Annotated in this window: 3 protein-coding genes and 1 pseudogene; 1 reads left to right on the top strand and 3 read right to left on the bottom strand. The window is 60.8% G+C overall.

Features of this window, described 5'->3' with window-relative positions:
* A partial coding sequence (locus HLUSI_RS28010) for a helix-turn-helix domain-containing protein (RefSeq protein ID WP_040503359.1) occupies window positions 1-335 on the top strand: 335 nt, incomplete at its 5' end.
* A 6-nt stretch (window positions 336-341) separates the two neighbouring features.
* Here HLUSI_RS28010 and HLUSI_RS0110155 read toward each other — a convergent pair.
* From HLUSI_RS0110155 to HLUSI_RS28015, 3 genes and pseudogenes are all read right to left on the bottom strand, one after another.
* Complete coding sequence (locus HLUSI_RS0110155) at window positions 342-710, bottom strand: response regulator (protein WP_016833860.1); 369 nt, start codon at window positions 708-710, stop codon at window positions 342-344.
* Window positions 711-745: 35 nt separating this feature from the next.
* Window positions 746-1297 (bottom strand): hypothetical protein, encoded by a 552-nt coding sequence (locus HLUSI_RS0110160; RefSeq protein ID WP_016833861.1) that lies wholly within the window; start codon window positions 1295-1297, stop codon window positions 746-748.
* Window positions 1298-1313: 16 nt separating this feature from the next.
* Window positions 1314-1527 (bottom strand): annotated as a pseudogene (locus HLUSI_RS28015) (methyl-accepting chemotaxis protein); the annotation flags it as partial.

The following is a 1527-nucleotide window of genomic DNA, read 5'->3' on the forward strand; positions in this document are numbered from 1 at the left end:
GCATCGTCGGCGATGCGCGCGACTACGCCATGGACAACCAGGATGTGCCGATCACGATTTCGATGCTGTGCGAACAACTGCACGTGAGCCGCCGCACGCTGCAATATTGTTTTGAAGATGTGCTGGGCATCAGCCCGATGACTTACCTGCGTTCGTTGCGCCTGAACGGCGTACGACGCCAGCTGATGCAGGGTGCGGCGGCAGTATCGCCGCATGCCGTCCGGGTCGGCGACGTTGCGGCAGCCTGGGGATTCAGCAATTTCAGCCAGTTTTCCTGCGACTACAAGAAGCTGTTCGGCGAGTCGCCGTCCAGCGCCTTGCGCGCCGCAGCCTGAATAGACTCAGGCGCCGACCAGCTTCTTGAACGTCGCCAGCACGGCGTCACCCTTGAACGGCTTGACGATCCAGCCCTTGATGCCGGCCGCCTTGCCGCGCTCTTTCATGATCGGCGAATTCTCGGTGGTCAGCATGATGATGTTGACGGCGGCGTTGCCGAGCTCGCTGCGGATCTTTTCAGCCATGGTCAGGCCATCCATATTGGGCATGTTGACGTCGGACACCACCAGCCTGATCGACGGATCGCCCTTGAGTTTGACCAGACCGTCGCGGCCGTCCACGGCCAGGGCCACGTCGAGGCCGTTCTTCTTGAGGAAATCGCCTACTTCGGCGCGGACCGTGCTGGAGTCGTCGACTACGAGGATTTGTGCCATGGGTTCTTGAGGTTCTTTGCGTTGGATGAATGGTGTTAAAACAGTTCGAGCTCGCCGGTATCGCTGCCCAGCTCTTCCGCCGACACCGCAAAGTCGATGTCGGCATAGGCTGAAACGCTCAGCGTCACGTGGAAGCGCGGCGCGTCGTCCATGTCAACGGCGAAATGGCGCACGTGCTGGCAGTTGAGCGTCTGCAGGTACGCGGCGCAGTTGCTGTCGATGACGTTGGGCGTGGACATGCCGATGTGCGGGAAGAAATTGCCGAGGTCGCGGTTGAGGATGCCGCAGCACAGGTTGCCGCTTTCGGCGATGGCGTCCATGAAGGTCTGCTCGCTCATCTCGGCTTCGTCGATGTTGTTGATGCGTGCAAAATGGGCGCGCGTGGCGGCGTCGGGCGTGAAATAGAACATCGCCATCAAACGGAACAGGTAGGACGAGACCGTCAGCACCACCATTTTCTTCTCGGGAATCCCGACGTCGTCGGCCAGCACCGATATGTCCACTCGTGCGCCGGACGGCGCCATCCCGGATTTCAGCGATTGCGTGAGCAGCGTATCGAAGCCATCTTTGGCGGATTGGGTCAGCATGGTCGGTTTCTCGCTATCAGGCGGCCAGCGCTTCTTTGGTTTTCTTGTTGATCAGGTCGAGGCCGATGACGGCGCCAATGATCATCTTGCCGCCGGCCTGCAGATCCTGGAACGTGGTGGTCGTGATCAGGTCGTTCTGGTACAGATTGGCGCGATAGCTCTTGGACAGTTTCTCGGCGCGCTGCGCCAGGTCGCGCACCTCCGACGCCACCACCGCGAAGCCGCGGCCG

Source organism: Herbaspirillum lusitanum P6-12, assembly GCF_000256565.1.
GTDB classification, from domain to species: Bacteria; Pseudomonadota; Gammaproteobacteria; order Burkholderiales; family Burkholderiaceae_D; genus Herbaspirillum; species Herbaspirillum lusitanum.

What these genes read in the sequence shown, in the direction of transcription:
- HLUSI_RS0110155 (WP_016833860.1), bottom strand. Translation starts at nt 710, where the DNA reads ATGGCACAAATCCTCGTAGTCGACGACTCCAGCACGGTCCGCGCCGAA.
- HLUSI_RS0110160 (WP_016833861.1), bottom strand. Translation starts at nt 1,297, where the DNA reads ATGCTGACCCAATCCGCCAAAGATGGCTTCGATACGCTGCTCACGCAA.